Here is a 22624-nt window from a genome sequence, read left to right as displayed (position 1 = left end):
GCTTCCGTCCCGTCGTCGGGTGCGGATCGTGGCGGGGTGCTCGCGCCCGCGCGGCGGGGCCGCACGTCCGTGCGACCCCGCGCCCCTCCGGGGCTCTGCTACTCCCGGCCCGCCGACGCGAACGTCATGTCCGCGTAGCGGTCGCCCGCGACCTTGGACGCGATCGGTTCCAGCAGGGCCAGTTCCTCGTCCGTCAGGGTGATCCCCGTCGCCGCCGTGTTCTCCTCCACCCGGGCCGGCTTGCGGGTGCCCGGGATCGGGACCACCGGCAGGCCGTGCACCTGCGCCCGCTGCTGGGCCCAGGCCAGCGCGATCTGGCCGAGGGTGGCGCCGTGCGCGTCGGCGACCGTGCGGACCGGGTCGAGCAGGGCCGCGTTGGCCGCCGCGTTGTCGCCGGTGAAGCGGGGGTGCTGACGGCGGAAGTCGTCGGCCGTCAGGTCCCGGTCGGCGTCGGTGAAGGCGCCGGTGAGGAAGCCCCGGCCGAGCGGCGAGTACGGGACCAGGGCCACGCCCAGTTCGCGGGAGGCGGGCACCACGCCCGCCTCGATGTCCCGGCTGAACAGCGACCACTCCGACTGCACGGCGGCGATCGGGTGCACCGCCTGCGCGGCCCGCAGCTCGTCGCCCGTCACCTCGCTCAGGCCCAGGTGCTTGACCTTGCCCTCGCGGACCAGGTCGGCCATGACGGCGACGGTCTCCTCGATCGGCACGTTCACGTCGCGCCGGTGCATGTAGTAGAGGTCGATGACGTCCACGCCCAGGCGGCGCAGGCTCGCCTCCACCGCCTCGCGGACGTACGGCTCGTCGTTGCGGATGATCCGCTTCGTGGGGTCGTCCGGCGGGATCGACAGGGCGAACTTGGTCGCGATGACGACCTCGTCGCGGTGCGCCTCGAAGAACGGCGCCAGGAACCGTTCGTTCTCCCCCGCGCCGTACGCGTCGGCCGTGTCGTAGAGCGTGACGCCCAGCTCCAGCGCCCGCTCCAGCGACGCCCGCGACGCCTCGGCGTCCGAGGGGCCGTAGGCGAAGCTCATGCCCATGCAGCCCAGGCCCTGGACGCCCACCTCCGGGCCGCCGTCGCCGAGCCGTACCGTCGGGATCCTGTTGCCGGTCATCGGGTCCTCTCCCCTTCGCGGGCGCGTCCCGCGTCCCCGTAGAAACTGATCTTGCGGTCGAGCACGGCGAGGGTGTCCTGGAGCTCCGCGATCCGCGCCAGCACGTCACGGCGGGTCGACTCCAGGAGTTCGCGCCGGTCGAGGTACGTGCTCTCGCCCTCGCGCACCAGCTCCGCGTACCGGACCATGTCGGCCACCGGCATGCCGGTCAGGCGCAGCTTGCCGACGAAGTCGAGCCAGTCGAGGTCGCGGTTGCTGTAGCGGCGCTGCCCGGTGTGCGAGCGGTCGATGGAGGACATCAGGCCGATCCGCTCGTACCAGCGCAGGGTGTGGGCCGTCAGTCCGGTGAAGGCGACGACCTCGCTGATGGTGTAGCGGTCCTGGCCGTCGGGGCGCGGGTGGCGCCGGGGCGGGGCGGAGCAGATGTCCGTTCTGGTGGCGTCCGGCCGGACGGGGCCTGCCGTGGTCTGCATCACCGTCATGGCCCCCACGCTATGACCTTGGAGTGCACTCCAGGCAAGCACGGCGGGCGGGAGAGGGGCGGGACCCCTCGATGCGGCCGTGCCCGTGGGCCGCTTAGGCTCGGGGCATGTCCTTGAAGAGCCTCGCGTCGATCGAGAACTGGCCCGTTCCCACCGCGGCGGCGGGCGTCGTGCGCGCCGACGGCACGGTCCTGGGGTCGCACGGACCCGTCTCGCGGCGCTTCCCCCTCGCCTCGGTCACCAAGCCGCTCGCGGCGTACGCGGCGCTCGTCGCGTACGAGGAGGGCGCGATCGAGCTGGACGAGCCCGCCGGTCCGGTCGGTTCGACGGTCCGTCACCTCCTCGCGCACACCTCGGGGCTGGCCTTCGACGAGCACCGGACGACCGCTCCGCCCGGGGAGCGCCGGCTGTACTCCAACGCCGGTTTCGAGCAGCTCGGCGACCACATCGCGAAGGCGACGGACATCCCGTTCGCCGAGTACGCGCGGCAGGCGGTGCTGGAGCCGCTGGGCATGACGGGCACCACCCTGGAGGGTTCCCCGGCGAAGGACGGCGTCTCGACGGTCGAGGACCTGCTGCGGTTCGCCGCCGAGGTGCAGGCGCCGCGGCTGCTGGACCCGCGCACGGTCGCCGAGGCGATGACGGTGCAGTACCCGGGCACCAAGGGCGTGCTGCCGGGTTACGGTCACCAGAACCCCAACGACTGGGGCCTCGGCTTCGAGATCCGCGACGCGAAGTCCCCGCACTGGACGGGCGCTTCGTCCTCGCCGCGCGCCTTCGGGCACTTCGGCCAGTCGGGCACGTTCCTGTGGATCGACCCCGACGCCGGCCTGGCCTGCGTGGCGCTGACCGACCGCGCCTTCGGCCCGTGGGCGGTCGAGGCGTGGCCGCCGTTCACGGACGCGGTGCTCGCCGAGGTCTAGGTCATCTCCCAGACCAGTACCTCGGCCGGCGTCAGTGCCACCGCGTCCACCCCTTCGGCATCCGTGACACGGGCCGCGTCGCCCGGGCCCAGCTCCTCGTCGCCGAGACGTACGTCGCCGCGCACGACGTGGACGTAGACGTGCGCCGCGTCCGGCACCGCCGTGCGCTCCCCCGCGGTCAGGCGCCGCACGTGGAGCACCGCGCCCGCCTCCGGGACGGCGTACGGGGTGGAGTCGGCGATGCCGCGGACGATCTCGTAGGACGGGTCTCCGCCGGGCTCGCGCGGGGTCAGCCACATCTGGACGAAGGTCAGGGGGGCCGAGCCGTCGTTGCGCTCGACGTGGCGGACGCCGCCTGCCGAGCTGAGGCGCTGCACGTCCCCGGCGCGCACCAGCGTCTCGTGGCCCGCGGTGTCCCGGTGGGTCAGCTCGCCCTCCACCACCCACGTGACGATCTCGGTGTGGCTGTGCGGGTGCTCGTCGAAGCCCGCGCCGGGGGCGAGGCGCTCCTCGTTGCAGGCGATCAGCGCGCCGAAGCGGAGGTTGTCGGGGTCGTAGTGGGTGCCGAAGGAGAAGGCGTGGTGCGACTCGATGCCGGCCGACCGGTCGCCGCCGGGGTAGCGCTCGTCGGCGCGCCGTACGTCCATCACACCGTCCACCGTAGACCCGGCCGCACGACCACCCGTCCGGATAAGGCAGTCTTGTCCCCGTGCCCGAACCCGAAACCAGCAAGCCCGAGCCCACGGCGCGCGCCGTCCATCCGCACTCCGCGACCCTGAAGCGGCTGGAGCAGTCCTCCGGATCGCTCGCCGCGCAGGCGATCGCGCGGATGGACGAGACGCTGCCGTGGTACCGGGCGATGCCCCCGGAGAACCGTTCCTGGATCGGGCTGGTCGCCCAGGCCGGTATCGCCGCCTTCACCGAGTGGTTCCGGCACCCGGACGCCCCGCAGGCCATCTCCACCGACGTCTTCGGCACCGCGCCGCGCGAGCTGACCCGGGCGATCACGCTGCGGCAGACCGTGGAGATGGTGCGGACGACCATCGAGGTGATGGAGTCCGCGATCGACGAGGTCGCCGCGCCCGGCGACGAGTCCGTGCTGCGCGAGGCACTGCTGGTGTACGCCCGGGAGATCGCCTTCGCGACCGCCCAGGTGTACGCGCAGGCCGCCGAGGCACGCGGTGCCTGGGACGCGCGGCTGGAGTCGCTGGTGGTGAACGCCGTGCTCAGCGGCGAGGCCGACGAGGGCGCCGTGTCCCGGGCGGCGGCGCTGGGCTGGAACTCCCCCGAGCACGTGTGCGTGGTGCTGGGCACCGCCCCCGACGGGGACTCCGAGCTCACCGTGGAGGCCATCCGGCGTGCGGCCCGGCACGCCAAGCTCCAGGTGCTGACCGGGGTGCTCGGCGACCGGCTGGTGGTGATCGCGGGCGGCAGCGACAATCCGCTGGCCGTGGCCAGGTCGCTGATCGGGCCGTTCGCGCAGGGGCCGGTGGTGGCCGGGCCGGTGGTGCCGGACCTGCTGGCCGCGACCCGGTCCGCGCAGGCCGCCGCGGCCGGCCTCAAGGCGTGCACGGCCTGGCAGGACGCCCCGCGCCCGGTGCTGGCGGACGATCTGCTGCCGGAGCGCGCGATCGCCTCCGACCCTTCGGCCCGCGAGCAGTTGGTGGAGGAGATCTACAGACCGCTGGAGGATGCCGGGGCCGCGCTCCTGGAGACGCTCAGTGTCTATCTGGAGCAGGCGAGCAGTCTCGAAGGTGCCGCGCGGATGCTCTTCGTTCACCCGAACACCGTGCGCTACCGGCTCCGACGTGTGACTGACGTCACCGGTTGGTCGCCCTCTGATGTACGGTCTGCGTTCACACTGCGGATCGCGCTCATCCTGGGGCGTCTGGCGGATGGAGATCCGCAACTCTAGTCTTTTGTCGGGGGTCCACAAAACCCCCTCGTGTTCTTCGTCCTTGTCCCCACGGGCGGTCGTGGCCGTCCTCAAGAGAGAGTGTGAGAGTGCTCGTACTCGTCGCTCCCGGCCAGGGCGCCCAGACGCCCGGCTTCCTGACTGAATGGCTCGAACTCCCCGGCGCCGCCGACCGCGTCGCCGCGTGGTCCGACGCCATCGGACTCGACCTCGCCCACTACGGCACGAAGGCCGACGCGGACGAGATCCGCGACACCTCCGTGGCGCAGCCGCTGCTGGTCGCCGCCGGTCTGCTGTCCGCCGCGGCACTCGGTGACATCACGCCGGGCGCGGTCGCGGGCCACAGCGTCGGCGAGATCACCGCCGCCGCCTTCGCGGGCGTCCTCGACGACACCGCCGCGCTGACCCTCGTACGCCGTCGGGGCCTGGCCATGGCCGAGGCCGCCGCGGTCACCGAGACGGGCATGGCGGCGCTGCTCGGCGGCGACCCCGAGGTGAGCGTGGCGCACCTGGAGAAGCTCGGCCTGACCCCGGCCAACATGAACGGCGCGGGCCAGATCGTGGCGGCCGGCACCCTGGAGCAGCTGGCGGCGCTGAACGAGGACAAGCCCGAGGGCGTCCGCAAGGTCGTCTCCCTGAAGGTCGCCGGCGCCTTCCACACGCACCACATGGCCCCCGCGGTGGACGCGCTCGCGGAGGCCGCCGAGGAGCTGACGCCGGCCGACCCGAAGGTGACGTACGTCTCCAACAAGGACGGGCGGGCCGTCGCCACCGGTGCCGAGGTGCTGGAGCGGCTGGTCGGCCAGGTCGCCAACCCGGTCCGCTGGGACCTGTGCATGGAGACCTTCGGGGAACTCGGCGTCACCGCGCTGATCGAGGTGTGCCCCGGTGGCACGCTGACCGGCCTGGCCAAGCGCGCGCTGCCCGGCGTGAAGACGCTGGCCCTGAAGACCCCAGCCGATCTCGACGCGGCCCGCGCGCTCGTCGCCGAGCAGGCCTGACAAGGAGCCCGAGAGCATGCCGAAGATCAAGCCCAGCAAGGGCGCCCCGTACGCGCGCATCCTCGGCGTGGGCGGCTACCGCCCGACGCGGGTCGTGCCCAACGAGGTGATCCTCGAGAAGATCGACTCGTCCGACGAGTGGATCCGCTCGCGCTCCGGCATCGAGACGCGGCACTGGGCCTCGCCCGAGGAGACCGTCGCGGCGATGTCGATCGAGGCGTCCGGCAAGGCCATCGCGGACGCCGGGATCGACGCCTCGCAGATCGGCGCGGTGGTCGTGTCGACCGTGTCGCACTTCAGCCAGACCCCGGCCATCGCCACCGCGATCGCCGACAAGCTGGGCACGGACAAGGCCGCGGCCTTCGACATCTCGGCGGGCTGCGCGGGCTTCGGCTACGGTCTGACCCTCGCCAAGGGCATGGTCGTCGAGGGCTCCGCCGAGTACGTCCTCGTCATCGGTGTGGAGCGGCTGTCCGACCTGACCGACCTGACGGACCGGGCCACGGCCTTCCTGTTCGGCGACGGCGCCGGCGCGGTCGTGGTCGGCCCGTCCCAGGAGCCGGCGATCGGCCCGACCGTCTGGGGCTCGGAGGGCGACAAGTCCGAGACGATCAAGCAGACGGTGCCCTGGGACCGCTTCCGGATCGGCGACGTCTCCGAGCTGCCCGTCGACGACGAGGGCAACGTGAAGTTTCCTGCGATCACGCAGGAGGGCCAGGCGGTGTTCCGCTGGGCCGTGTTCGAGATGGCGAAGGTCGCCCAGCAGGCGCTGGACGCGGCCGGGATCAGCTCGGACGACCTGGATGTCTTCATTCCGCACCAGGCCAACGTGCGGATCATCGACTCGATGGTGAAGACGCTGAAGCTGCCGGAGCACGTCACGGTCGCCCGTGACATCCGCACCACCGGCAACACCTCGGCCGCCTCGATCCCGCTCGCGATGGAGCGGCTCCTGGCGACCGGTGAGGCGAAGAGCGGCGACACCGCGCTCGTCATCGGCTTCGGGGCGGGTCTCGTCTACGCCGCGACGGTCGTTACTCTCCCCTAGGCACTCCGTGCCGGACCGCGCGGTCCGGGGCGGAGTACAAGAGCCACACCCTCTGGAACATCTACGAAGGAGCGCCGCCATGGCCGCCACTCAGAAGGAGATCGTCGACGGTCTCGCCGAGATCGTGAACGAGATCGCCGGTATCCCGGTTGAGGACGTCCAGCTGGACAAGTCCTTCACCGACGACCTGGACGTCGACTCGCTGTCCATGGTCGAGGTCGTCGTCGCCGCCGAAGAGCGTTTCGACGTCAAGATCCCGGACGACGACGTCAAGAACCTCAAGACCGTCGGCGACGCGACCGACTACATCCTCAAGCACCAGAGCTGATCGACCGATCACTGCCTCTGGGCTGACTGCCCCGCCACCCGGCGGTGGCGCCGTACGAATCCGTATCCCGTTGGAGAAAGAATTCCCGTGAGCTCGACCAATCGCACCGTGGTCGTCACCGGTATCGGCGCAACCACACCGCTGGGTGGCGACGCAGCCTCTACCTGGGAGGGCCTGGTGGCCGGCAGGTCCGGCGCCAAGCCCCTCGAGCAGGAGTGGGCCGCCGACCAGGCGGTCCGCATCGCGGCCCCGGCCGCCGTGGACCCCTCCGAGATCATTCCGCGGCCCCAGGCCCGCCGGCTGGACCGCTCGGCGCAGTTCGCGCTGATCGCGGCCCAGGAGGCGTGGAAGGACGCCGGCTTCACCGGCAAGGCCGGTGAGGACGGTTCCGTCGACCCGGACCGGCTCGGTGCGGTCATCGCCTCCGGCATCGGCGGCGTGACGACCCTGCTGGACCAGTACGACGTGCTCAAGGAGAAGGGCGTCCGCCGCGTCTCCCCGCACACCGTGCCGATGCTGATGCCGAACGGCCCCTCCGCCAACGTGGGTCTGGCCGTGGGCGCCCGGGCGGGCGTGCACACGCCGGTCTCCGCCTGCGCGTCGGGCGCTGAGGCCATCGGCTACGCCATCGAGATGATCCGCACCGGCCGCGCCGACGTCGTCGTCGCGGGTGGCACGGAGGCGGCGATCCACCCGCTGCCCATCGCCGCGTTCGGCAACATGATGGCGATGTCCAAGAACAACGACGACCCGCAGGGCGCCTCGCGTCCCTTCGACACCGCCCGGGACGGCTTCGTCCTCGGTGAGGGCGCCGGCGTCCTCGTGCTGGAGTCGGCCGAGCACGCCGCCGAGCGCGGTGCCCGCGTCTACGCGGAGGCGGTCGGCCAGGGCATCTCCGCCGACAGCCACGACATCGTGCAGCCGGAGCCCGAGGGCCGCGGCATCTCCGCCGCCCTGCAGCACCTGCTGGACGGCACCGACCTGGACCCGGCGGAGGTCGTGCACGTCAACGCGCACGCCACCTCGACGCCGGCCGGTGACATCGCCGAGCTGAAGGCGCTGCGCAAGGTCTTCGGCGACGACGTGGACCACATGGCGGTCTCCGCCACCAAGTCGATGACCGGTCACCTCCTCGGTGGCGCGGGCGGCGTGGAGTCCGTCGCGTCGGTCCTCGCCCTGTACCACCGGGTGGCGCCGCCGACCATCAACATCGAGAACCTCGACCCCGAGGCCGAGGCCAACGCGGACATCGTGCGCGGTGAGGCCCGCAAGCTGCCCGCCGAGGGCCGCATCGCCGCGCTGAACGACTCGTTCGGCTTCGGCGGGCACAACGTCGTGCTGGCGTTCCGGACGGTCTGAGCGACGTCCGTACGCGCCTGAAAGGGCCCCCACCGGCCGGTGGGGGCCCTTTCCCGTGCCCTCGCGCCTCTCACGCGTGCCGCCGCCGGGGCGCGGCGTCAGACCACCTGGTGCAGCCAGCGCACCGGGGCGCCCTCACCGGCGTACCGGAACGGCTCCAGTTCGTCGTCCCAGGGCTTGCCGAGGAGCTTGGCGATCTCCTTCTCCAGGTCGGTCTCGCCGGCCTGGGAGCGGACGAGGGCGGCGCGCAGCCGGTCCTCGGGGATCAGGATGTCGCCGTGGACGCCGGTGACGGCGTGGAAGATGCCGAGGTCGGGGGTGCAGCTGTAGCGCTCGCCCTCGGCTCCGGCGGACGGTTCCGCGGTGACCTCGAAGCGCAGCATCTGCCAGCCGCGCAGCGCGGAGGCGAGCTTGGAGGCGGTGCCGGCCTGGCCCTGCCAGGAGAACTCCGAGCGCCAGGTGCCCGGCGAGGCGGGCTGCCGGATCCAGTCCAGGCCGACGCGCGTGCCGAGCACCCCGGCGACGGCCCACTCGACGTGCGGGCAGAGCGCGCGCGGCGCGGAGTGCACGTACAGAACTCCACGGGTCGTCACCGGAACCTCCGGGCTGAGCGGGACATCTCGGAACGGGTGGAACGGCCGTGGCCGGGCGGGCCACATGAGGGCGAGGCTACCGTGCGCCGGGGCGGGGAGTGTGACGTACCGTCGGTCCTGGTGCCGGGAAACTCCCGCCATTCACCCGGCAGGACGCCTGTGCGGACGTGACCCGTCTCATCACCGCCCCCGGGAACCCCGGCGCGGTGTCATGGGTTGAGGACGGTGGAGGCACGAGGCGAGGGACGGTGTCGGCATGGGGCAGGGGACGGACCGCGGGACGCGTGGCCGACGGCGCCGTTCGCGTGCCGTGTTCGCCGTCCTGACCGCCGCCGTCCTGGGCGTGGCCGGCTGCGACGCCGTCGGCGGCGACTCCCCCGGCGCGTCCGGCACCGCGTCCGGGCGGCCGTCCCCGAAGCCGGCTCCGGCCTGGGACACGAGCCCGGGGTCGATCGCCGCGGTGGGCGACTCCATCACGCGCGGCTTCGACGCCTGCGCGGTCCTGTCGGACTGTCCCGAGGTGTCGTGGGCGACCGGCAGCAGTGCCGAGGTCGACAGCCTGGCCGTACGGCTGCTGGGGGCGAGGGCGGCCGGGCGGAGCTGGAACTACGCGGTCACCGGGGCCCGGATGGCGGATCTGACGGGGCAGGTGAGACGCGCGGCGGCACGGAAGCCGGAGCTGGTGACGGTGATGGCCGGGGCGAACGACGCCTGCCGGACCACGACCGACGCGATGACGCCGGTGGCCGACTTCCGGGCCCAGTTCGAGGACGCGATGCGTACGCTGCGCAGGGAACTGCCCCGGGCGCAGGTGTTCGTGGCGAGCATCCCGGACCTGAAGCGGCTGTGGTCCGAGGGCCGCGCCGACCCGCTGGGCAAGCAGGTGTGGAAGCTGGGCATCTGCCCGTCGATGCTGGCCGACGCGGACGCCGTGGACCCGGCGGCGACGCTGCGGCGCAACACGGTGCGGGACCGGGTGGAGGACTACAACGAGGTCCTGCGGGAGGTCTGCGCGAAGGACCGCAAGTGCCGTACCGACGGGGGCGCGGTGCACGCCTTCCGGTTCGGCACCGGGCAGCTGAGCCGGTGGGACTGGTTCCACCCGAGCGTGGACGGGCAGGCCCGGCTGGCGGAGATCGCCTACCGCGTCGTCACCGCGGAGAAGCCCTGAGGGGACAGCGCCCCGGCGCGTTCCCCGCGTGTTCCGGGCGTGTCCTAGAGTTCCGCACATGAACGAACTCTTCGGCACACTTCCCGACGGCACGCCGGTCCACCGCTGGACCCTGGAGCGGTCCGGCGTGCGGGTGCGGATCCTGTCGTACGGCGGGATCGTGCAGTCGGCCGAGGTCCCGGATCGGGACGGGCGCACCGCGGACGTGGTGCTGGGGTTCGCGGACCTGGACGGCTATGTGGCGCACCCGGAGCCGTACTTCGGCGCGCTCGTCGGACGGTACGCCAACCGGATCGCGGGCGGCCGTTTCCCGCTGGACGGGCGGACGTACGCGCTGGCGCTCAACAACGGGCCGAACTCGCTGCACGGCGGTGAGCGGGGCTTCGACAAGCGCGTGTGGGACGTGGAGCCCGTCGGGCACGGCGTCCGCCTCAGCCGGGTCAGTCCGCACGGCGAGGAGGGCTTCCCGGGCCGCCTGGAGATCTCGGCGACGTACACGCTGGACGGGTCCGGGGCGCTGCGGATCGCGTACGAGGCGGTCACCGACGCGCCGACCGTGCTGAACCCGACCAACCACAGCTACTTCAACCTGGGCGGCTCCGGTCACACGGGCGGGCACGAGCTGCGGATCGCCGCGTCCCGGATCACGCCGGTCGACGCGGACCTGATCCCGGTGGGTGCGCCCGCCGAGGTGGCGGGCACGCGCTTCGACTTCCGTGAGGCCCGCAAGGTCGGTGCGGGCTACGACCACAACTTCGTCCTCGACAAGGGCGTGACGGACGCGGCCGTGCCGGTCGCCGAGCTGTACGACCCGGCGTCCGGGCGGGTCCTGACGGTGGCGACCACCGAGCCCGGCCTCCAGCTGTACACCGCGGACCACCTGGGCGAGCCGTTCGCGCCCGGGGACGGCATCGCGCTGGAGACGCAGCACTTCCCGGACTCCCCGAACCGGCCGGACTTCCCGAGCACGGTGCTGCGTCCGGGCGAGGTGTTCCGCTCGGAGACGGTGTACGGGTTCTCGGCGCGGTAGCCCGCGTGAGCCCCGGCCCGGCCGTCAGGTCCCGGGCCGGGGCTGTCCCGCGGGAGGCGCCGTGCGCCGTCCCGGTCCGACGGTAATCGCCGCGGTGGCCCGAGGGCCCGTGCGGGGGCTCTCGGCGGGGCGGTTCGTACGAACCTTTCACAAACGCCCGTCGCGCCCGATGGGGTCGGTGAACGCGGTGCCGGGCGCCGGGGCGGGGCCGGAGGGGTCGTCGCCGGAGGGTCCGGTGCCGTCCTCGTGGGTCTCCTCGCCCAGCAGCTCGCGGGCGAGGAGCGTGGCGCCCGCGACCGCGCCCGGCATCAGGAACACCGCGACGAACGGCACCAGGAAGGCCAGGCCCAGCGGTGTGCCGAACCCCCAGACCAGCATCCTGCGGGAGCGGAGCAGGGCGAGGCGGTCGCGCAGCTCGACCCCGCGGCGCTGGAGGGCGACGGCGGTCAGCTCCTCGGTGAGGAAGAAGCCGGTGACGAAGAAGCCGATCACCGGCACGACCGTCTGGCCGACGACCGGGACGAAGCCGGCGGCGAAGAGCAGCACGCCCCAGACGGCGGCGCGCAGGACGATGCGCAGGCTGTCGCGGCCGGAGACCCACAGGTCGCGCCAGAGCGGCAGGTCCGACTCGGGCGCGGTGCCGTCCGGGGAGACGTCCCGGTCGACCCGCTCGGAGAGGCTCTCGTAGAAGGGCTGCCCGACCAGCAGCGTGACCGCGGTGAAGGTGAGGACGGCCAGGAGCAGGACGAGGGCGAACAGGACGGCGGTGAGGAAGCCGCGGAAGAGGCCGGACCAGGGGCTCGACCAGTCGTCGGCGAAGGGGGTCGCCCAGGCGACGGCGTCCCCGCCCCACAGCGCCAGTGCGACCAGCACGCCCACGTACAGGACGAGGGTGATCAGGCCCGGGACGAGCCCGAAGCCGTAGCTCTTGCCGTGCCGGGCCACCCAGCGCTGGCCCTTCAGGAGATGGCCGAATCCCGCCCCAAGATCACGCATGGACGGCACTCTACCGGGCGGCGGAGGCCGCGCCCCCGGGCTTTCGGGGGTGCGGCCTCCGCCGGGCGCGAGGGGCCCGGTCAGACGAGCGTCACGGTGATGTCGCCGCGGGTCGCCTTGGAGTACGGGCAGACCTGGTGGGCCTTCTCCACCAGGGACCGCGCGGTGGCGGCGTCCACGGCGGGGATCTCGGCGGAGATCTCCACGATGATGCCGAAGCCGTCGTCGTTCTTGCCGATGCCGACCTTCGCGGTGACGGTCGAACCGGAGACGTCGGCGCCCTCCTGGCGGGCGACGACGGCGAGCGCGCCCTGGAAGCAGGCGCTGTAGCCGGCGGCGAACAGCTGCTCGGGGTTGGTGCCGGCGCCGCTGCCGCCCATCTCCTCGGGCGGGTTCACGACCACGTCGAGCTTGCCGTCATCGGTGGCGACGCGTCCGTCGCGCCCGTTCTCGGCGGTGGCGACGGCGGTGTACAGGACCTCGGACTGCTGGATGGGCATGCGGGTGTCTTCCTCCTCGGTCCGCCGTGACTCGCGCCCACGATCACGACGGATTTCGGAATGACGCTACCGCATGCCGGAAACTCCGTGAAGGTCCGCCGTCCGGCTCAGAGCTTGACGATCATCTTGCCGGTGTTGTCGCCGCGCAGGACGCCGAGGAAGGCCTCGAGGTTGTTCTCGATGCCCTCGACGACCGTCTCGCGGTACTTCAGCCGGCCCTCGCGCACCCAGGGGCCGACCTCCTGGACGAACTGCGGCTGGAGGTCGTAGTGGTCGCCGACGAGGAAGCCCTCGATGCGGCCGCGGGTCTGGATCAGGCGGGCCAGGTTCTTCGGGCCCGGGGCGGGCTCGGTGTTGTTGTAGACCGAGATCATGCCGCAGACCGCGATGCGGCCTCCCTGGTTGAGCGACCCGATGGCGGCCTCCAGGTGGTCGCCGCCCACGTTGTCGAAGTAGACGTCGATGCCGTCGGGGGCGGCGGCGCGCAGCTGCTCGCTCACCGGGCCCGTCTTGTAGTTGAAGGCGGCGTCGAAGCCGTACTCGTCGGTGAGCAGCTCGACCTTCTCGTCGGAGCCGGCCGAGCCGATGACCCGCGCGGCGCCCTTGAGCCGGGCGATCTGCCCGACCTGGCTGCCGACGGCACCGGCGGCGCCGGAGACGAACACCGTGTCGCCCTCCTTGAAGGCGGCGGTGCGCAGCAGACCGGCGTAGGCGGTCAGGCCGGTCATGCCGAGCACGCCCAGGTACGTCGACAGCGGCGCGGCCTCCGGGTCCACCTTGACGGCGTTCCTCGCGTCCACGGCGGCGTACTCGCGCCAGCCGAAGAAGTGCAGGACGTGGTCGCCGACAGCGATGCCCTCGGCGTTGGAGGCGACGACCTCGCCGACCGCGCCGCCCTGCATGACCTTGCCGAGCTCGAAGGGGGCGACGTAGGACTTGGCGGCGCTCATGCGGCCGCGCATGTACGGGTCGACGGAGAGGTACAGGTTACGGACCAGCACCTGGCCGTCACCCGGGGTGGGGACCTCGGCCTCGACGAGGGCGAAGTCCTCCGGCTTCGGCCAGCCGACCGGGCGGCTGAGCAGGTGCCATTCGCGGTTGACGGCGGGGAGAGCGGGGGAGTCGGCCATGGGACGCCTTCCTGAGTACCGGGGAAAATGTTTCAGGGTCTGAAACAACCATGCGTCTGAATATTTCAGCTTGTCAAACACATGGGTACCCTTGTTCCCATGGCCACACCACCCGACGCTCCCCGTCGACCCGACACGCTCACCCTCGAAGTCGTCGAGCTGATCGGCGAGGTCGTGGCCCGCTTCCACGCGGACTACGAGGAGGCCGCCGCGGAGCGCTCCCTCACGGGGGCCCAGGCCAAGCTGCTGAGCCTGCTCGCACTGGAGCCGCTGCCGATGCGGAAGCTGGCGCAGAAGCTGAAGTGCGAGCCGTCGAACGTCACGGGGATCGTGGACCGGCTGGAGGCACGGGGCCTGGTCGAGCGGCGCCCGGACCCGGCCGACCGGCGGGTGAAGGTGGCGGCGGCGACGGAGGAGGGGCGGCGGGTGGCGCGGGGCCTGCGGGAGTCGCTGCGGTTCGCGCGGGAGCCGTTGGCGGGGCTGTCGGAGGGGGAGCGGATCGCCCTGCGGGACGCGTTGCGCCGGATGCTGGGGGGCTGAACGGGGGTACGGTGGCCCGGCGTCGCGCTCGAGGGGCGGACCGCGCGGCCCGGCGCCGACAGGGCGCCTTCCCCGGAGGGGGACTCCCGGCGCCCGCGCTCGGGCTCTCCCCCGCGCTCGGGTTCGCTCGCGCGCAGGCCCCCCTGCGCGGGAACCCCGTCACCTCCGGGACCCCGTGGCCGGGCGGCCACGTGGCCGGGTGGCTACGTGCACCACCACAGGAAGCGGTCGCAGGTCTCCGTGGGGGTCGGGTCCGGTGAGGCCGTCGGGGTGGGCGGCGTGGTCGTCGGCGGAGCGTCGGAGGGGACGGCCGGGGATTCCGCAGGCGGGGTCGCATCCGGCAGTGGGGGTGTCGACGGGGAGTCCGGGCCGGCCGGCGGTTGCGACTCGTCCGCGCCCGGGGACGCCGACACCGAGGCCGACGTCGACGGTGAGGCCGAGGTGGAGGCACTCGGGGACGGGGTGGCCGAGGTCGGTGCCGTCACCGACGTGTCGTCGACCGGCACCGCCGACACGTCCCCCGCCCTCTCCGTCTCCCCCACCTCCCGCGTCGAGGCGCCGTCCGCCGTCTCGCCACCGGCGGCCGCCGGCCGCGCCGGGGAGCCCCCGGCGTCCATGCCGAGTTCGGCGAGGCTCAGCCCACCGGCCGCGAGGACGAAGCCCGCGGCGACGAGCAGCGTCCGCCGGCGCCGGCGGCGGTGGGCGGCGGCCTTGCGGTCCCGGCGGCTCGTCCTGCCGCCGCCCGCCGGACGCGCGGCGTCGGAGGCGACGCCGGGTTCGTCGGCGTCCCGCGGGGGACGCGTCTCGTCGTCCTCCGAGTGCCCCTGGGACGCGGGGAGTTGTTCGGCAGGAGTGCCGCACCCAGGGCAGGCGAGGGCGCCGTTGAGGTGCCGTCGGCACGGGTGGCAGTAGTCCATGACGCGGGAAGGTTAAGTTCCGCGACAGGCGTGTTCCCAGGGACTCCTGTGAAGGTTGTGTGTGAAAGCCTCCGCCCCCCGTGACCCCGCGCCGCCGTAACCGCCGAAACCGTTATGTGTCCGACCCATTGACACCCCCGCCACCCCCTCCTTACTGTCACGCCAGCATTTCGAACGAGTGACGAAATACCGAACAGAGCGAAGGGCAACCGCCGTGCGCATCACCGGAATCAGCACACACGTGGTCGGGACGCCGTGGCGCAACCTGACGTACGTCCAGGTGCACACCGACGAGGGCCTCACCGGGGTCGGTGAGACCCGGATGCTGGGCCACACCGATGCCCTCCTCGGCTACCTGAAGGAGGCCGAGGTCAACCACATTCTCGGCTCCGACCCGTTCGCTGTCGAGGACCTGACCCGCCGCATGAAGTACGGCGACTACGGCCGCGCCGGCGAGATCGTGATGTCCGGTATCGCCGTCGTCGAGATGGCCTGCTGGGACATCAAGGGCAAGGCCCTCGGCGTCCCGGTCTGGCAGCTGCTGGGCGGCAGGGTCACCGACAAGGTCAAGGCGTACGCCAACGGCTGGTACACCACCGAGCGCACCCCGGAGGCGTACCACAAGGCCGCGCGGGGCGTGATGGAGCGCGGGTACCGGGCGCTGAAGATCGACCCGTTCGGCACCGGGCACTTCGAGCTCGACCACCAGCAGACCCTGTACGCCGTGTCGCTGATCGAGGCCGTGCGCGACGCCATCGGCCCCGACGCCGAGCTGATGCTGGAGATGCACGGCCGCTTCTCCCCCGCCACCGCCGTGCGGCTCGCCAAGGAGATGGCGCCCTTCAAGCCGGCCTGGCTGGAGGAGCCGGTGCCCCCGGAGAACCTGCGCGCGCTGAAGAAGGTCGCCGAGAAGGTGGACCTCCCCGTCGCCACCGGTGAGCGCATCCACGACCGGATCGAGTTCCGCGAGCTGTTCGAGGACCAGTCCGTCGACATCATCCAGCCCGACGTCGGCCACATCGGCGGCATCTGGGAGACCCGCAAGCTCGCCGCCACCGCCGAGACCCACTACACGCTCGTCGCCCCGCACAACGTGGGCGGGCCGGTGCTGACCGCCGCCTCCCTCCAGGTCGGCTTCACCGCGCCGAACTTCAAGATCCTGGAGCACTTCAACGACTTCGCCGACGCGGAGATCAAGAAGGTGGTCAAGGGAGCGCCGGTGGTGGACCCGGAGGACGGGTGCTTCCACCTCTCCGACGCCCCCGGTCTCGGCGTGGAGCTGGACACCGACGCGGCGGCCGAGTTCCCGCAGCAGCAGGCGCGGTTCGACCTGTGGGCCGAGGGCTGGGAGCAGCGCAAGCCCAAGGGGACGCAGGCATGAGCGGCGCGGTCGTCGTCGAGGCGCCCGGCGAGCACCGGCTCGTGGCGCACGAGCCGCGCGAGCCCGGTCCCGGCGAGGCGCTGGTGCGGGTGCACGCCGCCGGGATCTGCGGCAGCGACCGCGAGGTCTACCAGGGCAACCGGCCCGAGGGGTACGTGCGGTACCCGCTCGTCCCCGGTCACGAGTGGTCCGGGACCGTCGAGGCGGTCGGCGCCGGGGTGCCCGGGTCCCTCGTGGGCCGCAAGGTCGTCGGCGAGGGTTTCCGCAACTGCCAGGTGTGCGACCGCTGTCACGCGGGCGAGACCACCCTGTGCGGCGCCGGGTACGAGGAGACGGGTTTCACCCAGCCGGGCGCCATGGCACCCACGCTGACCCTGCCCGCCCGCCTCCTGCACGTCCTGCCCGACGACGCGGACCTCACGGCCGCCGCCCTGCTGGAGCCGGCCGCCTGCATCGCCGCCGCCGCGCTCAAGGCGAACGCCCGCCCCGGCGAGCGGGTCGCCGTCGTCGGCACCGGGACGCTCGGCATGTTCGCCGTGCAGTTCCTGCGCGCCGCCTCCCCGGCCGAGCTGCTGGTGGTCGGCACGCGCGGGGACCGGGAGGCGCTGGCGCGACGGTACGGGGCGACCGACTTCCGCACCAAGGACCAGCCCCTACCGGACGACTTCGACCTCGTGATCGAGACCGCCGGGTCCGCGGACGCGGCCCGCACCTCCGCCGCGCTGCTGCGCCGGGGCGGGCGCCTGGTCCTGACCGGCATCCCGGCGCCGGGCGCCGACGGACTGGACCCGACCGACCTGGTGGTGCGCCAGCTGGAGGTGCACACCGTCTTCGGGGCGCCGCCGGACGCCTGGGCGCACACCGTGCGGGTCTTCGCCGCCGGCCTGCTCGACCCGCTGCCGCTGGTGACGCACGAGCTGCCGCTCGACGAGTTCGCGCAGGCCATCGAGCTGGTGGGCGCCGGCGACCCGAAGGTCGGCAAGGTGCTGCTGCGTCCCTGAAACCGTACGCCGGTACGGCAGCGACCTGACGGCTCCCGTACCGGCGTACACCCTCCCGAACCGAGCTTTCCGCACCCTTCGCCGCGAACGTTGTCCGGTATGTCGAACCGGCACATCGGGGCGGCACATCGAACACGAAGGACAGCCCGTGACCGACTCTTCCGTCCAGGCGGCCGCCCGTCGGCCCGGCGAGCAGGCGCTCACCGACCTCGGCCTGGCCGCGCCCGCCCTGGACCCCGCCGACGCCTCGCCGCACACCTTCCCGGGCGGTGGCCGCTGGCGCACCGAGATCCCCTCCTGCGAGGGGCCGGAGGCGCTGGCGGTGGTCCTCAAGGAGGCCTCGCGACTGGACGTGCCGATCCACCGGATCAGCCAGGGCAGCGGCGTGTGGATGCTGACCGACGCCGAGATCACCGAGATGGTCGAGTCCACCGCCGAACGCGACATCGAGCTCTGCCTGTTCACCGGTCCGCGCGGCACCTGGGACATCGGCGGTTCCACCCGGACCGACTCCGGCGGCGCGGGTCTGCGGGCGCGCGGCCACGACGCGGTCGCCGGATGCGTCGAGGACGCCGTCCGGGCCACGGAACTGGGCGTCAAGTGCCTCCTCGTCGCCGACGAGGGCGTGCTGTGGACGCTGCACCGGGCGCGGGCGGCCGGCATCCTCCCGGCCGACACCACGCTCAAGCTCTCCGCGCTCGTGGGCCCCGTCAACCCGGCCGCGTACGCGGTGTACGAGCAGCTGGGCGCCGACTCGATCAACGTGCCCAGCGACCTGACGCTGGATCACCTGACCGAGATCCGGCGGGTGTCGGCCGCGCCGATGGACATGTACATCGAGGCGCCGGACGACCTCGGCGGTTACGTGCGCATGTACGAGGTGGCCGAGCTGATCCGGCGCGGCGCCCCGCTGTACCTGAAGTTCGGCCTTTCCAAGTCGCCGGGGATCTACCCGTACGGGCACCACCTGCGGGAACTGACGCTGGCGACCGCCAAGGAGCGGGTGCGGCGCGGCCGGCTGGCCCTGGACCTCCTCCAACGGCACGGTGCGGACGGGGACATGGCCCCGCTGGGCTCACGGCTGCCGGGCACGCTCAACCGGTTCCCGCTTCCGTCATAACGTTCCGGAAACCCCCTTCACAAAAGAAGACAGGTCCGCGCACAATCCCACACACCTGCTCTCGGTCGACCCACCCTCAGCGTTTCCAGCGTGCCGGCACCACCAGACCGAGCCCTGCACCCACCTCAAGGATGATGACCATGCGCAACCGCAGAGCCGCACTCGCCGCCATCGCCTCGGCCGCCACCCTCGCCCTGACCCTGACCGCCTGCGGCCAGAACAGCGAGGGCGGCAGCGAGGAGAAGAAGGGCGGCGGCGAAGACGCCACCATCGGCATCGCGATGCCGACCAAGTCCTCCGAGCGCTGGATCGCCGACGGCGCCAACGTCGAGAAGGAGCTGAAGGCCAAGGGGTACAAGACCAAGCTCGTCTACGGCGAGGACGACCCCGACCAGCAGGTCTCCCAGATCGAGAACATGATCACGCAGGGCGTGGACGCCCTGATCGTCGCCGCGATCGACAACAAGTCCCTGAACAACGTCCTCCAGCAGGCCAAGGACGCCGACATCCCGGTGATCTCCTACGACCGGCTGATCCTCGGCACCGAGAACGTCGACTACTACGCCTCGTTCGACAACGAGAAGGTCGGCGAGCTCCAGGGCGGTTACATCGTCGACAAGCTCGGTCTGAAGGCGGGCAAGAAGGGCCCGTTCAACATCGAGCTGTTCGCCGGCTCCAACGACGACAACAACACCAAGTACTTCTTCCAGGGCGCGATGAACGTCCTGAAGCCGTACATGGACAAGGGCCAGCTGGTCGTCCGGTCCAAGCAGACCGCCCTCAACCAGGTCACCACCCTGCGCTGGGACGGCGGCACCGCGCAGAAGCGCATGGACGACCTGCTGACCTCCAGCTACCGCAGCGCCCGCGTCGACGCCGTGCTCTCGCCGTACGACGGCATCTCCATCGGCATCCTGTCCGCCCTGAAGTCGGACGGCTACGGCTCCGGCAGCAAGGCCATGCCGGTCGTCACGGGCCAGGACGCCGAGGTCGCCTCGGTGAAGTCGATCATCGCCGGCGAGCAGACGCAGACCGTCTACAAGGACCTGCGCCAGCTCGCCAAGGTCGCCTCGAACATGGTCGACGCGGTGCTGAACGACAAGAAGCCCGAGGTCAACGACACCAAGTCCTACGACAACGGCTCCAAGGTCGTCCCCGCCTACCTGCTGCAGCCGGTCAGCGTCGACAAGTCCAACTACAAGCAGGTCCTGGTCGACGGCGGCTACTACACCGAGGACCAGCTCAAGTAACCGGGCCCCTTCAAGGATTGGAAGGCACGACCATGGCGGGACCCGTCCTGGAAATGCGCTCGATCGTCAAGACCTTTCCCGGCGTCAAGGCGCTGTCGGACGTCACCCTGACCGTCCGTCAGGGCGAGGTCCACGCCATCTGCGGCGAGAACGGCGCCGGGAAGTCGACCCTGATGAAGGTGCTCTCCGGCGTCCATCCGCACGGCAGTTACGAAGGGGAGATCCTCTTTGAAGGGGAGACCTGCCGGTTCAGGGACATCCGGGCGAGCGAACAGCACGGCATCGTGATCATCCACCAGGAGCTGGCGCTGGTGCCGTACCTCTCCATCGCGGAGAACATCTTCCTCGGCAACGAGCACGCCAAGCGCGGGCTGATCAACTGGAACGAAACCCTCCGGCACGCCACCGAACTGCTGCGCCGGGTCGGTCTCGACGAGCACCCCGAGACCCGCGTCGCCGACATCGGCGTCGGCAAGCAGCAGCTGGTGGAGATCGCCAAGGCGCTGTCGAAGAAGGTGAAGCTGCTCATCCTCGACGAGCCGACGGCGGCGCTCAACGACGAGGACAGCGGCAAGCTCCTCGACCTGATCCTTCAGTTGAAGGAGCAGGGGATGACCTCGATCATCATCTCCCACAAGCTCAACGAGATCCGCCGGGTCGCCGACTCGGTGACGATCATCCGCGACGGGCGCTCCATCGAGACGCTCGACGTGAAGGACGCGGGGACCACCGAGGACCGGATCATCTCCGGGATGGTCGGCCGCGACCTGGAGAACCGCTTCCCGGAGCGGACCCCGCACGAGCCGGAGGCGGGCACCTCGCCCGCCCTGGAGATCCGCAACTGGACCGTGCACCACCCCCTCGACCAGCAGCGCAAGGTCGTCGACGACGTGTCGATCGAGGTCCGGCGCGGCGAGATCGTCGGCATCGCCGGCCTCATGGGCGCCGGCCGCACGGAACTGGCGATGAGCGTGTTCGGCCGCACCTACGGCCGGTACGCGGGCGGCACGGTGCTGCGCGACGGCGTCGAGGTCCGCACCAAGACCGTCCCGGAGGCGGTCGGGCACGGCATCGCGTACGTCACCGAGGACCGCAAGCACTACGGCCTCAACCTCATCGACACCATCAACCGGAACATCTCGCTGACCGCGCTGGGCAAGGTCGCCAAGCGGGGTGTGGTCGACGAGCACGGGGAGCGGCAGGTCGCCGAGGGCTTCCGCACCTCCATGAACATCAAGGCACCGACCGTCTTCGAGCCGGTGGGCAAGCTGTCCGGCGGCAACCAGCAGAAGGTCGTCCTCAGCAAGTGGATCTTCGCGGGTCCCGAGGTGCTGATCCTGGACGAGCCCACCCGCGGCATCGACGTGGGCGCCAAGTACGAGATCTACACGGTCATCGACCAACTGGCGGCCCAGGGCAAGGCGGTCGTCTTCATCTCCTCCGAACTGCCGGAGCTGCTCGGCATGTGCGACCGCATCTACACGATGGCCGCGGGACGGCTGACGGGTGAGTTCTCGCGGGCCGAGGCGTCGCAGGAAGCGCTGATGCGTCAGATGACGAAGGACAAAGAGGTAACCCGATGAGCACGGACGTGACCGCCAAGACCCCGGCCCCCGCACCACCGGGCAAGGGCGCTTCGGCCGACGGGGGCGGCCTGCTGCGGCTGATACTCGACGGCATGCGCCGCAACATGCGGCAGTACGGCATGCTGATCGCGCTCGGCCTGATCGTGGCGCTGTTCGCCGTGTGGTCCGACGGCGACCTGCTGCTGCCGCGCAACGTCTCCAACCTGGTGCTGCAGAACAGCTACATCCTGATCCTCGCGATCGGCATGATGCTCGTCATCATCGCGGGCCACATCGACCTGTCGGTCGGCTCGCTGACGGCGTTCGTCGGCGCGATGGCCGCCGTCCTGATGGTCGAGCACGATCTGTCCTGGCCGCTCGCGGTGGTGCTGTGCCTGGCCGTCGGCGCGGTCGCGGGGTCCCTGCAAGGGTTCTTCATCGCCTATCTCGGCATACCGTCGTTCATCGTGACCCTGGCGGGCATGCTGCTCTTCCGCGGTCTGACGGAGATCGTCCTGAAGGGCCAGACGCTCGGCCCGTTCCCGAAGGACCTGCAGAAGATCGCCAACGGCTTCCTGCCCGAGGTCGGCCCGAACACCAACTACCACAACCTCACCCTGCTGCTCGGCTTCGCGCTGATCGCCTTCGTGGTCCTCCAGGAGGTCCGCGACCGCAGGCGCCAGCAGGAGTTCTCCCTGGACGTGCTGCCGGCCAAGCTGTTCCTGCTCAAGCTGGTCGCGCTGGTCGCCGCCGTCCTCGTGGTCACGCTGCTGCTGGCCAGCTACAAGGGTGCCCCGATCGTGCTGCTCATCCTGGGCGTGCTGGTCGTCGGCTTCGGCTACCTGATGCGCAACGCGATCATCGGCCGCCACATCTACGCCATCGGCGGCAACCTGCCCGCGGCCAAGCTGTCGGGCGTGAAGGACAAGAAGGTCACCTTCCTGGTCTTCCTGAACATGGGCGTGCTCGCGGCCCTGGCGGGTCTCGTCTTCGCCTCCCGCTTCAACGCGGCCTCGCCCAAGGCCGGCCTCAACTTCGAGCTGGAGGCCATCGCGGCCTCGTTCATCGGCGGCGCGTCGATGAGCGGCGGCGTCGGCACGGTGCTCGGCGCGATCATCGGTGGTCTGGTCCTGGGCGTGCTGAACAACGGCATGAACCTCGTCGGCATCGGCACCGACTGGCAGCAGGTCATCAAGGGCCTGGTGCTGCTGGCGGCGGTCGGGTTCGACGTGTGGAACAAGCGCAAGGTCGGTTCGTAG

At 71.6% G+C, this 22624-nt stretch carries 23 protein-coding genes; 15 read left to right on the top strand and 8 right to left on the bottom strand.

Translation table 11 applies throughout. The features are described from left to right. Nucleotides 1-98: 98 nt before the first annotated feature. Nucleotides 99-1115, bottom strand: a complete 1017-nt coding sequence (locus JHAT_RS00400) for an aldo/keto reductase (protein WP_077795958.1) — start codon at nucleotides 1113-1115, stop codon at nucleotides 99-101. Beyond that, nucleotides 1112-1597, bottom strand: coding sequence for a MerR family transcriptional regulator (locus JHAT_RS00395; protein WP_171990676.1), 486 nt, complete (start codon nucleotides 1595-1597; stop codon nucleotides 1112-1114). Before JHAT_RS00395 ends, JHAT_RS00400 begins: the two co-directional genes overlap by 4 nt. Nucleotides 1598-1704: 107 nt before the next feature. Here JHAT_RS00395 and JHAT_RS00390 point away from each other — a divergent pair, with 107 nt between their 5' ends. After that, the gene (locus tag JHAT_RS00390) at nucleotides 1705-2520 is read left to right on the top strand and encodes a serine hydrolase (RefSeq protein WP_077795956.1); all 816 of its coding nucleotides are present in this window, start codon (nucleotides 1705-1707) and stop codon (nucleotides 2518-2520) included. On the opposite strand, the gene JHAT_RS00385 is transcribed toward JHAT_RS00390, so the two are convergent. Beyond that, nucleotides 2517-3167 carry a pirin family protein gene (locus tag JHAT_RS00385; RefSeq protein WP_077795955.1) on the bottom strand — a complete coding sequence of 217 codons (651 nt, stop codon included), beginning with the start codon at nucleotides 3165-3167 and terminating at the stop codon, nucleotides 2517-2519. The genes JHAT_RS00390 and JHAT_RS00385 overlap by 4 nt on opposite strands. A 62-nt stretch (nucleotides 3168-3229) precedes the next feature. Here JHAT_RS00385 and fasR point away from each other — a divergent pair, with 62 nt between their 5' ends. From fasR to JHAT_RS00360, 5 genes are all read left to right on the top strand, one after another. Beyond that, the gene (gene fasR, locus JHAT_RS00380) at nucleotides 3230-4435 is read left to right on the top strand and encodes a fatty acid biosynthesis transcriptional regulator FasR (RefSeq protein ID WP_077795954.1); all 1206 of its coding nucleotides are present in this window, start codon (nucleotides 3230-3232) and stop codon (nucleotides 4433-4435) included. A gap of 89 nt (nucleotides 4436-4524) precedes the next feature. Next, entirely contained in the window at nucleotides 4525-5436 is a 912-nt protein-coding gene (locus JHAT_RS00375) for an ACP S-malonyltransferase (protein WP_077795953.1), read from the top strand. A 16-nt stretch (nucleotides 5437-5452) separates the two neighbouring features. Beyond that, nucleotides 5453-6484 (top strand): ketoacyl-ACP synthase III, encoded by a 1032-nt coding sequence (locus tag JHAT_RS00370; RefSeq protein ID WP_077795952.1) that lies wholly within the window; start codon nucleotides 5453-5455, stop codon nucleotides 6482-6484. Nucleotides 6485-6563: 79 nt separating this feature from the next. Then, a complete protein-coding gene (locus JHAT_RS00365) occupies nucleotides 6564-6812 on the top strand; it encodes an acyl carrier protein (protein ID WP_077795951.1) in 249 nt (82 codons plus the stop codon). 87 nt (nucleotides 6813-6899) lie between these two features. Further along, a complete protein-coding gene (locus JHAT_RS00360; protein WP_077795950.1) occupies nucleotides 6900-8171 on the top strand; it encodes a beta-ketoacyl synthase in 1272 nt (423 codons plus the stop codon). A 98-nt stretch (nucleotides 8172-8269) separates the two neighbouring features. Here JHAT_RS00360 and JHAT_RS00355 read toward each other — a convergent pair whose 3' ends face one another. Next, a complete protein-coding gene (locus JHAT_RS00355) occupies nucleotides 8270-8764 on the bottom strand; it encodes a DUF3145 domain-containing protein (RefSeq protein WP_077795949.1) in 495 nt (164 codons plus the stop codon). Nucleotides 8765-9020: 256 nt separating this feature from the next. Here JHAT_RS00355 and JHAT_RS00350 point away from each other — a divergent pair, with 256 nt between their 5' ends. Beyond that, complete coding sequence (locus JHAT_RS00350) at nucleotides 9021-9935, top strand: SGNH/GDSL hydrolase family protein (RefSeq protein ID WP_077795948.1); 915 nt, start codon at nucleotides 9021-9023, stop codon at nucleotides 9933-9935. Nucleotides 9936-9993: 58 nt separating this feature from the next. Next, nucleotides 9994-10965, top strand: coding sequence for an aldose epimerase family protein (locus JHAT_RS00345; RefSeq protein ID WP_077795947.1), 972 nt, complete (start codon nucleotides 9994-9996; stop codon nucleotides 10963-10965). Nucleotides 10966-11112: 147 nt separating this feature from the next. On the opposite strand, the gene JHAT_RS00340 is transcribed toward JHAT_RS00345, so the two are convergent. The 3 genes from JHAT_RS00340 to JHAT_RS00330 all read right to left on the bottom strand — a co-directional run bounded on the left by JHAT_RS00340 (nucleotide 11113) and on the right by JHAT_RS00330 (nucleotide 13591). After that, complete coding sequence (locus tag JHAT_RS00340) at nucleotides 11113-11961, bottom strand: EI24 domain-containing protein (RefSeq protein ID WP_077795946.1); 849 nt, start codon at nucleotides 11959-11961, stop codon at nucleotides 11113-11115. Nucleotides 11962-12041: 80 nt separating this feature from the next. Next, nucleotides 12042-12461 carry an organic hydroperoxide resistance protein gene (locus JHAT_RS00335; protein WP_077795945.1) on the bottom strand — a complete coding sequence of 140 codons (420 nt, stop codon included), beginning with the start codon at nucleotides 12459-12461 and terminating at the stop codon, nucleotides 12042-12044. A gap of 107 nt (nucleotides 12462-12568) precedes the next feature. Continuing rightward, a complete protein-coding gene (locus tag JHAT_RS00330; protein ID WP_077795944.1) occupies nucleotides 12569-13591 on the bottom strand; it encodes an NADP-dependent oxidoreductase in 1023 nt (340 codons plus the stop codon). A gap of 99 nt (nucleotides 13592-13690) precedes the next feature. Here JHAT_RS00330 and JHAT_RS00325 point away from each other — a divergent pair, with 99 nt between their 5' ends. Beyond that, nucleotides 13691-14131: a MarR family winged helix-turn-helix transcriptional regulator gene (locus JHAT_RS00325; protein WP_077795943.1), complete on the top strand. Its 441-nt coding sequence runs from the start codon at nucleotides 13691-13693 to the stop codon at nucleotides 14129-14131. A 203-nt stretch (nucleotides 14132-14334) separates the two neighbouring features. Here JHAT_RS00325 and JHAT_RS34485 read toward each other — a convergent pair whose 3' ends face one another. Further along, nucleotides 14335-15048, bottom strand: a complete 714-nt coding sequence (locus tag JHAT_RS34485) for a hypothetical protein (protein WP_171990675.1) — start codon at nucleotides 15046-15048, stop codon at nucleotides 14335-14337. Between the two features lie 214 nt (nucleotides 15049-15262). Between JHAT_RS34485 and JHAT_RS00310 the strand changes: the two genes are divergently transcribed. From JHAT_RS00310 to mmsB, 6 genes are all read left to right on the top strand, one after another. Next, nucleotides 15263-16429 (top strand): mandelate racemase/muconate lactonizing enzyme family protein, encoded by a 1167-nt coding sequence (locus tag JHAT_RS00310; RefSeq protein ID WP_077795941.1) that lies wholly within the window; start codon nucleotides 15263-15265, stop codon nucleotides 16427-16429. Next, the gene (locus JHAT_RS00305; protein WP_077795940.1) at nucleotides 16426-17430 is read left to right on the top strand and encodes a zinc-binding dehydrogenase; all 1005 of its coding nucleotides are present in this window, start codon (nucleotides 16426-16428) and stop codon (nucleotides 17428-17430) included. Before JHAT_RS00310 ends, JHAT_RS00305 begins: the two co-directional genes overlap by 4 nt. A gap of 148 nt (nucleotides 17431-17578) precedes the next feature. After that, a complete protein-coding gene (locus JHAT_RS00300) occupies nucleotides 17579-18550 on the top strand; it encodes a hypothetical protein (RefSeq protein ID WP_077795939.1) in 972 nt (323 codons plus the stop codon). Between the two features lie 140 nt (nucleotides 18551-18690). Next, entirely contained in the window at nucleotides 18691-19800 is a 1110-nt protein-coding gene (gene chvE / locus JHAT_RS00295) for a multiple monosaccharide ABC transporter substrate-binding protein (RefSeq protein ID WP_077796130.1), read from the top strand. Nucleotides 19801-19832: 32 nt separating this feature from the next. Beyond that, nucleotides 19833-21383, top strand: a complete 1551-nt coding sequence (gene mmsA, locus JHAT_RS00290; protein WP_077795938.1) for a multiple monosaccharide ABC transporter ATP-binding protein — start codon at nucleotides 19833-19835, stop codon at nucleotides 21381-21383. Next, nucleotides 21380-22624 (top strand): multiple monosaccharide ABC transporter permease, encoded by a 1245-nt coding sequence (gene mmsB / locus JHAT_RS00285; protein WP_077795937.1) that lies wholly within the window; start codon nucleotides 21380-21382, stop codon nucleotides 22622-22624. Before mmsA ends, mmsB begins: the two co-directional genes overlap by 4 nt.

Origin of the sequence: Streptomyces sp. JHA26, from assembly GCF_002005565.1 — a bacterium.
Lineage (GTDB): Bacteria > Actinomycetota > Actinomycetes > Streptomycetales > Streptomycetaceae > Streptomyces.
Note: the sequence above shows the minus strand (reverse complement) of the source record. Positions and strands in the feature narration are given on the sequence as shown.

Coding starts and splice junctions, on each gene's coding strand:
- JHAT_RS34485 (WP_171990675.1), bottom strand. CDS start 15,048: ATGGACTACTGCCACCCGTGCCGACGGCACCTCAACGGCGCCCTCGCC.
- JHAT_RS00305 (WP_077795940.1), top strand. CDS start 16,426: ATGAGCGGCGCGGTCGTCGTCGAGGCGCCCGGCGAGCACCGGCTCGTG.
- JHAT_RS00365 (WP_077795951.1), top strand. CDS start 6,564: ATGGCCGCCACTCAGAAGGAGATCGTCGACGGTCTCGCCGAGATCGTG.
- JHAT_RS00340 (WP_077795946.1), bottom strand. CDS start 11,961: ATGCGTGATCTTGGGGCGGGATTCGGCCATCTCCTGAAGGGCCAGCGC.
- JHAT_RS00390 (WP_077795956.1), top strand. CDS start 1,705: ATGTCCTTGAAGAGCCTCGCGTCGATCGAGAACTGGCCCGTTCCCACC.
- JHAT_RS00395 (WP_171990676.1), bottom strand. CDS start 1,597: ATGACGGTGATGCAGACCACGGCAGGCCCCGTCCGGCCGGACGCCACC.
- mmsB (WP_077795937.1), top strand. CDS start 21,380: ATGAGCACGGACGTGACCGCCAAGACCCCGGCCCCCGCACCACCGGGC.
- JHAT_RS00330 (WP_077795944.1), bottom strand. CDS start 13,591: ATGGCCGACTCCCCCGCTCTCCCCGCCGTCAACCGCGAATGGCACCTG.
- JHAT_RS00350 (WP_077795948.1), top strand. CDS start 9,021: ATGGGGCAGGGGACGGACCGCGGGACGCGTGGCCGACGGCGCCGTTCG.
- JHAT_RS00385 (WP_077795955.1), bottom strand. CDS start 3,167: ATGGACGTACGGCGCGCCGACGAGCGCTACCCCGGCGGCGACCGGTCG.
- JHAT_RS00370 (WP_077795952.1), top strand. CDS start 5,453: ATGCCGAAGATCAAGCCCAGCAAGGGCGCCCCGTACGCGCGCATCCTC.
- mmsA (WP_077795938.1), top strand. CDS start 19,833: ATGGCGGGACCCGTCCTGGAAATGCGCTCGATCGTCAAGACCTTTCCC.
- JHAT_RS00400 (WP_077795958.1), bottom strand. CDS start 1,115: ATGACCGGCAACAGGATCCCGACGGTACGGCTCGGCGACGGCGGCCCG.
- JHAT_RS00325 (WP_077795943.1), top strand. CDS start 13,691: ATGGCCACACCACCCGACGCTCCCCGTCGACCCGACACGCTCACCCTC.
- JHAT_RS00345 (WP_077795947.1), top strand. CDS start 9,994: ATGAACGAACTCTTCGGCACACTTCCCGACGGCACGCCGGTCCACCGC.
- chvE (WP_077796130.1), top strand. CDS start 18,691: ATGCGCAACCGCAGAGCCGCACTCGCCGCCATCGCCTCGGCCGCCACC.
- JHAT_RS00335 (WP_077795945.1), bottom strand. CDS start 12,461: ATGCCCATCCAGCAGTCCGAGGTCCTGTACACCGCCGTCGCCACCGCC.